6 protein-coding genes and 1 pseudogene are annotated in these 7,216 nt (G+C 61.5%); 3 read left to right on the top strand and 4 right to left on the bottom strand.

Annotated features, from left to right (window positions below; all coding sequences use genetic code 11):
* Nucleotides 1-78: 78 nt before the first annotated feature.
* Together ACGLHR_RS50030 and ACGLHR_RS50025 are read right to left on the bottom strand one after the other, a co-directional pair.
* Nucleotides 79-270 carry a Dabb family protein gene (locus ACGLHR_RS50030; RefSeq protein ID WP_400103348.1) on the bottom strand — a complete coding sequence of 64 codons (192 nt, stop codon included), beginning with the start codon at nt 268-270 and terminating at the stop codon, nt 79-81.
* 144 nt (nt 271-414) lie between these two features.
* Complete coding sequence (locus ACGLHR_RS50025) at nt 415-1,278, bottom strand: LysR family transcriptional regulator (protein WP_400103346.1); 864 nt, start codon at nt 1,276-1,278, stop codon at nt 415-417.
* A 196-nt stretch (nt 1,279-1,474) separates the two neighbouring features.
* Here ACGLHR_RS50025 and ACGLHR_RS50020 point away from each other — a divergent pair, with 196 nt between their 5' ends.
* The gene (locus ACGLHR_RS50020) at nt 1,475-2,395 is read left to right on the top strand and encodes a DMT family transporter (RefSeq protein WP_400103344.1); all 921 of its coding nucleotides are present in this window, start codon (nt 1,475-1,477) and stop codon (nt 2,393-2,395) included.
* Nucleotides 2,396-2,816: 421 nt separating this feature from the next.
* Nucleotides 2,817-3,782 carry a Bug family tripartite tricarboxylate transporter substrate binding protein gene (locus ACGLHR_RS50015; RefSeq protein ID WP_400103350.1) on the top strand — a complete coding sequence of 322 codons (966 nt, stop codon included), beginning with the start codon at nt 2,817-2,819 and terminating at the stop codon, nt 3,780-3,782.
* On the opposite strand, the gene ACGLHR_RS50010 is transcribed toward ACGLHR_RS50015, so the two are convergent.
* Nucleotides 3,779-4,705: a LysR family transcriptional regulator gene (locus ACGLHR_RS50010; protein ID WP_400103342.1), complete on the bottom strand. Its 927-nt coding sequence runs from the start codon at nt 4,703-4,705 to the stop codon at nt 3,779-3,781. The genes ACGLHR_RS50015 and ACGLHR_RS50010 overlap by 4 nt on opposite strands.
* Nucleotides 4,706-5,207: 502 nt before the next feature.
* Entirely contained in the window at nt 5,208-6,398 is a 1,191-nt protein-coding gene (locus ACGLHR_RS50005) for an iron-containing alcohol dehydrogenase (protein ID WP_400103340.1), read from the bottom strand.
* Between the two features lie 302 nt (nt 6,399-6,700).
* Here ACGLHR_RS50005 and ACGLHR_RS50000 point away from each other — a divergent pair.
* A pseudogene (locus tag ACGLHR_RS50000) lies at nt 6,701-6,836 on the top strand (IS630 family transposase); the annotation flags it as partial.
* Nucleotides 6,837-7,216: the final 380 nt, after the last annotated feature.

Below are 7,216 nucleotides of genomic sequence, written 5' to 3'. Positions count from 1 at the left end.
TTCCGAATCCGGCGGCGATCCGAGCCGCTGAATCAGCGGATCGTCCCCAAAGTGGTTGTGAAGTGAACAGTATTGCGCTTAGGCGGGAGTCAAGCCACTGACGGCTGGTGTTATGTAATCCACCGCCGCCCATTCGAAGTAGGGTTTCAGGTCCGCCACCTGCGCCTGGTGCAGTGGATGGAAGAGGTAGGCGTCAAGCGCTTCCTTGTCCTCCACTCCGGACTGCAGCACATAATCCCAGCAGATCGGGCGCTCCAGCGCTGGCAGCACTTCGCCATCAACCGGCCGCTGCTTGCACGCGCTGCTTTCACCCGCAGAGCAAGCCCGCCCCGAATGTGTCGCGCCAGCATCGGATCGTCTCGTACGTCACAATCACGCCGCGCTTGAAGAGCAACTTACCAGCGTACGGCGCAACTACGCCAGGCTGGCGTTTTCCGTGAAGCATGATCCCAGGAACTGCATGACAGCCTGGATCCGCGGAGCACGCCGGATGTCGGCGTGGACCGCGAGCCAGATCTCGCGTTCAAAGCGCTTGCCGTTGCTCCTCACGCGCTGGAGACCATCGTCCCGGTCGCACAGGAAGTCCGGCAGCGCGGCGATGCCGACACCGGCACGCGCCGCGGCGGCCTGGATTTCCAGTTCGTTGCTGAGCATCACGATCGGCCGGCTTCCCGCTTGTTGTTTCAGCCAATCCTGCTGGGGCGAGCCCTCCATGCTGTCGTCGTAGGCAATAAAGCCATAGTCGGATGGCGTTGTGGCACTCAGGTAGCTGGGGGAGCTATAGAGCGAAAACGCGACGACACCAAGCTTGCGCACCACCAGATCGCCTTCGCTGGGCCGGGTCAGCCGTACGGCCAGATCGGCCTCGCGCCGCGACAGCGAGGCCATGTGCGTGGTCCCCGTCAGGCAGATGCGCAGAGCCGGATGCTGTTCGCGCAAGCGGCCTAGCTGGGGCGCGATCACCGCCGCAGCCATCGAAGGCGGCGCACTGATAGTGACATTGCCGCTGACGCCGGTCTGCCCGGCCGCCGCCGTACGTTCCACCGCGAACGATTCCTGCTCCATGCGTGCGCCCAGCGCGGCTACGCGTTCGCCTTCGCCGGTCAGCAGATAGGTACGCGGACGCCGGTCAACCAGCTTGAGGCAAAGCGATGCCTCCAGCGCCGAGATGCGCCGGGCCACTGTGGCGTGGTCCACCTTAAGCCGCCGTGCCGCGCCGGATAGTGAGCCTTCCTGCGCGAAGACGCTGAAATGGCGAAGATCCTCCCAGTCGAACATGGGTGATTTATCACAACTGATGTGAATAATTAGGGAATTTTACACAGGTTAGAAAGCTCGCAAAATGGCACTCATGCCGTCGCAGGGCGGGAATTACCGAGCAACTCCTCCGCCTTGCCGCCGGCCATCGTCCACCATGCTTGCCCAGACCGGCCCGAGGCCCGCATGGCGCACGCAAAGAAACAGGAAATCAGCCATGCGCCAGCCAGACAGCCTCGCCTACGTCGGCATCATTGTTTCGACTTTCTTCTGGGGTACCAACTTCAATGCCGGCGCATTGATCATCCGGCATATGACGCCGATCGGCGCATCGATCGAGCGCTTCCTGATCTCGACGACCCTGCTGTTGTTGATCTTCGGGCTGCAAGGCAAGCTTCGGTTCAGCGTGCTGCGCGAAAACTTGTGGGCATACGTGGGCCTCGGGCTGCTTGGCTTTACCGCCTTCAATCTCGCCACCTTCTTTGGCCTGCAAACGACCACGCCGATCAATGGCGCGCTGATTCTCGCCACTACGCCGCTGTGGACCATGCTTCTTGCCGTGGTCTTCGAGCACGAGCGCATCGACACCGGGCGCGCCATCGGCCTGTTCTTCGGGCTGCTCGGCGTCGGGCTGGTCATCACGCGCGGGGATGTACAGATGCTGCTCGCGCTCAAGGTGGCGCGGGGCGATGCGATCATCCTCGCCGGCAGTCTAGCCTGGGCCGCCAACATGGTGGGCACCCGACGCTTGGTCAAGCAGGCCACGCCGCTGGAGAACACCACGTTCTCGATGCTGTTCGGCACCATCGGCCTGATCGTCCTCGGTTTCATGTTCGAGCATCCGCTGGCGAGCCTGACCGCAACACCAGCCAACATCCATGCGGCCGTGCTGTACCTCGCCGTTGGCGGCTCTTTGCTGGCTTACCTGCTGTGGTTCCGCGGCATCCACCAGATCGGCGCGGCGCGGACCTCGATCTTCTTCAATCTCGCCCCGGTCTTCACGATGCTGGTCTCGACCGTGCTGGGTGTGCCTCCCAACGCATGGCAACTGGTCGGAGTGGTGGCGGTCATCCTGGGTGTGGTCTTCGCCTCCGGACTCGTGGGCATTCCGACCAGAGCCAGGGCCTCTCAAACGTGAGGCGGAAAGGCACGGAAGCAGTCTTGGTCTCATCGCTCCTGGCACCAGAAGGCGGTTCAAAGCCGATTTCGATGCCGCGAAGAGTTGCTCTGGTGGCGCGGTATGTTGATAGGGCGCTGCCGATCGCGCCACGCCGGCTCGAACGCAATTCATGCCGCCTGCTGCGGGCATGACCGACGTCTGGACCGGCGAAGGCTAGCTGTACTTGGCCATCGTGCGCGATGTGTTCAATCGCGAATTCAGCAGCGCAGTTTTCGGCCGAGAGCATCTGACGTACAAGCTAGCCATCTGAATTCGCGATGGTGGGATCGCGAAATGCTGTTTTGCAGAAGACTGCCAGTCATTCACCATGAAGGAAGGCGTCGGGGCGTGCCGTGTGACGGTGCAAACGGTGACCATTTCCATGAAAGGAGACAAAAAAATGGCAGTCAGACAACTTTTGCAGACCTTCCTTGCGTTCAGTGTGGCAACGGCATGGGCGGCCCAGGAATCGTATCCGTCCAAGCCGGTGACCGTGGTGGTTCCCCAGGCGCCAGGCGGAGCCAACGATGCCATCGCCCGCATCGTCACCCAAAAGCTGTCCGGACAATTCGGGCGGCAGTTCATCGTCGAGAACCGGCCGGGCGCCGGCGGCAACATCGGCACGGCATACGTGGGGAAGTCGGCCGCCGATGGCTACACGCTGTTGTTCACCGTTAGCAGCGCCCATGTCATCAATCCTGCGCTCTACAAACGCACGGGCTTTGATCCGGTAAGAGATTTCGCGCCGGTGGGCAGCGTTGCGACCGCGGGGTACGTACTCGTCGCCAATCCTTCGTTCGGGCCGAACAATGTCAAGGAACTGGTTGACGCGGCGCGCGCGAAGCCGGACACGATCATGTATGCGTCGGCAGGCAACGGCACCCTGAATCATCTGATCGGTGAAATGCTACAGCACAGCGCCGGCATCCGGCTCGTCCATATCCCTTACAAAGGCGCTTCCGCTGCCGTGGCGGATGTCGTGGGCGGTCAGGTGCCCTTGTCGGTACAGAGCCTTCCATCAGCACTGTCCTTCATTCGAGCAGGCAAACTGAAGGTGCTCGCAGTGACCAACGAGAAGCGGCTGCCCTCCATGCCGGAGGTGCCGACTGTGGGAGAGACGCTCCGTGGCTTTGGCGCCACGCCTTGGTATGGACTCTTTGCGCCGGCCAGCACGCCACCCGTCGTAGTGTCCCGCCTGCGGGCTGCACTGAGTAAGGTACTTGACAGTCCCGATGTGCGTGACACGCTGGCACGCCAGGGATGCCAACCATTCCCGTCCGGCGCGCCGCAGTTCGAGGCGCTGATCCGCGAAGAGTTGCCGCGCTGGTCGGCCATCGTCAGGGCAGCCGGCGCCACCGTCGACTAGTCCGGGTGCGGGCTGGCGGCGCCTGCCGCCATACGGGCCGATGGACACAGGTGGTCCACGAGCAGCCGTGCGGCTACCGGCAGGCTATCGTAGGACCGAAAGCATAGATTGAGCTTGCGACACGCCCAAGGCTCCTTGAGTCCAACTGGCCGGATCCTGAGTATCCTGGCGTAGCGCTGCGCCAGGCTCTTGGGTAGGATGCCGATTCCCATTTTGGATTCGACCATCAGGCAAACCGCGTCGTAGCTATTGACCTGCATGCGGAACTTGACCGGAACGCCGAGTTGGCCGGCGGTGCGCATCAGCTGTAGGTTGATGAAGCTGCCGGTTTGCAGGCCGATCAGGTAGTGCTCCAGCAAATCCGGCGTAGTCAGCCACTTGCGATTTCCAAGCGGATGGCCGACGGGCAGGACAGCGACCAGTTGATCCTCGCGGTAAGCCTGCGTGATCACGTTCTGTGGCTGCCCCCCGAGGTCCGCATAAAAGCCGATATCCGCCGCGTTCTCGGCCACCCCGCGCAGGATCGCGCTGCTGATGCGTTCCTCCAGTTTCAGTTGCACCAACGGATACTTCTCGGTGAAGCTTTGCAGGTCGTTGGGAAGGAACTGCGTAATCGACGACACGTTGGCGAAGATGCGCACCAGTCCTCGTGTGCCGCTGGAGTAGTCGTGCATCAACGTGAAGATATTGTCGAGGTCGTTGATGACGCTACGAGACAGGTTCTGCAAGGCGATGCCCGCGGGCGTGGGGGCGATGCCCTTGTTGCTGCGCTCCAGCAGTTGCGCGCGGAGGACGTCCTCGAGATCACTGATGCGCTTGCTGATGGCTGAGGCGGCAATATGCTCCCGCTCTGCAGCTGCAGCAATGGTGCCAAGCTCCGCGACCGCAAGGAACAGTTTGAGCGAGACAGGGTCGATTTTCATGGCTAGAGGAGTAAACGTGGAAACTGGCGCCCCAGCTATCCACCGGTTCGAACAAGATCGTGCATGGTCGCGCCATCGACAGCGTCGAGCTTCCCGACGCAGCTGGCGTAGCGCCCACAAGTTTGGCTGATGCACAGCCAAAACCAGCTGTGGCCATGCGCCTGGAGACTGATTTGGGTGCAGTGGCGTATCCGTTGCGCAAGCTCATCCTAAAGTCTGGAGCTTACGTCCATGTTAGCGGTTGGCTTGTCTTCGACCAGCCAAAGTCGTCGCTGACACATCAGTTCAACGCTGCGCGAGGCCCGAGTGCTCCGTCAGCGGCAGCACGGAGTTGAGCGGCGGAGTCGCGTGCGAACTGAAGATCTCGATGCGAGGTTTCCCAGGACCGCTGGCGCCGGTGGCAACCTGGGAACCCGCGGTATGTGATACTGCCACGGGGACCCCTTGCGCGGCCGCGATGGCTAACCGGTCGGCCAGCATGGACGCGCTGCAACGATGACGATCACGCCCTCCAGGCCATAGACAAGATCGAACGCAAATCCGCTTCAGTCTCGACCGGCCTGATGTTGTTGCGCGTCACCATCGGATGGTTCAGCGCAGGCACGATCATATCGTCGACCTGTTGCCGGGTGAGGCCAAGATCGTCCAGAGTCGTCGGCATGTCCAGTCGCACGAGAAGCTCGTGGAGAATCTCGTGGAAAGGTCGCTCTGGCTGCCCTAGCGCAATGCGAAGCCGATCATGCTGGGGCACCGCCCAGCCTTCCAGCCACCTGGCCTGGGCCAGCATCAGCACACAGGCCGCGTCGCTGTGCGCCACGCCTCCGTACGGCCCGACGATGTGGACCATCCAATGACTGAAACCATGGGGAACCGACATCTGTCCCATCCCTGTGTACCAGGTCGCCAACTGACAATGGGTGAATGCCTCGAGCTTACCCCCCTCCTTGAGAAGAGGCAGGTTCTCCATATAGAGCAAAATGGCCTTCTCCGCCAGCAGGCTGGCAAACGGATGTGTCGATGAAGAGCAGGCGGTATTGATTGCATGATCCAGTCCGCGAATGCCTGTCGACATCAGCAAGCGCGCGGGTGTCTGTTGGAGGAGCTCCGGGTCGTAGATGATCGCCTGTGGTGACCCGTTGGGCACGACAAAGCGCGCCTTCAGACGGGTTTCGTCGTCGATGGGCGTACTGACCGGCGTCCACTCGGATGTGGCTAGCGTGGTGGGGATCGCGATTTGGCGGATCGCGGGAGGTGCGTGTGAAGTCGTCAGCATCTCGGTGCCATCCTCTGACAGAACGAACTGGAGCTCGAGCAGCCTGGCCCTTTCGTATGCGTTCTCAGAGATGCAAAGCTGCATCGCCTTGCACATGTCCATGACCGATCCACCGCCGACAGAGACCAGCACGTCCGCCCGTGCATCCCTGGCCTGTCTCGCCGCTTCCAGTACATTGGACAGCGGGGAATGTTCGCCCACGTCGTCGGTCAGGCCCACCAATTGCCCGCCCAGGCATTCCCTGAGTTGTTCGATGAATTGCGTCTTCGTATTGATCGATCTTGAGCAGACTACGAATACGCGTTGATATCCAAACAACCGCAAGATGCCGGGCAGCGCCCTGACTGCCGACACGTTGTGGAATACGTGTTCGTGTCCGGTGAATCGGTAGCGATACGCTTTTCTATCGATGTTTTCCATTTGATTTCCTTCTGATGTCGATGTCCATTCGAATTGCGGAGCGAATAGGTCACCGAATCATGGCGCGTGGATCCCGATTCGAAAACCAGTAGTTGGCGAGCCTGCCATCGCGAGTGACGATGGCAGGCGAGCGCACTGGGCGTGCGCCGAAGCGCACGCCCAAGCTGACGGTATCGAAGACGGCAGCGTGACTCCACGCTTGTCTTGGGCTAACCGTCTCTAGTGTCCTGCGTCAGAAGTTCCTTGCATTATTGACACCACATAGTAGTCTGCGTTGAAGGCACGCAAACGGCGAGGCGGTGATGAGAGGAAGACCAAAGGCGGAACTCGTGTTGGATGAGGTCGAACGTGAGCAACTCAAGGCGCTGACGATGCGGCGCAAGACCGCACAGGCGTTGGCGTTACGCGCGCGCATTGTGCTGGCTAGCGCCGAAGGCAGCGCGCCCGGAAGCGACAGGGTTTCGGCTGGCAGAGGTGGAGTACGCGATGGCTGTATGACACGCTGGGGTTGTTCAATGACTACCGCGTCAGGTACTACACGCCGAAAGCGTCTGCCGGCAGATAGGTCCCATAATCCTTGCCGCGAAGCACGCAGGGGAGCGGAGTGCGGGAAACCCGCATGCTCCGTTCGAAGTGGCGGGGGCTGGAAACGTGACGATGGCAGCCGGACTGAGGGCTACGGCGAAAGCCGTGGATCAACCCACCGGAGCCTAATGTCGGCGCGCCAGTCCTCGACCCAACCACTGGACCGCACGCAACCCATGCTACCGCTGGCGCCAGGCATCCCCGAGCGACGCACGCACGACTACATGCGCCAT

The sequence above is a fragment of the Cupriavidus sp. CuC1 genome, from assembly GCF_044627735.1.
Taxonomy (GTDB): Bacteria; Pseudomonadota; Gammaproteobacteria; order Burkholderiales; family Burkholderiaceae; genus Cupriavidus; species Cupriavidus ulmosensis.
This window is presented reverse-complemented; position numbering and strand designations above follow the sequence as displayed.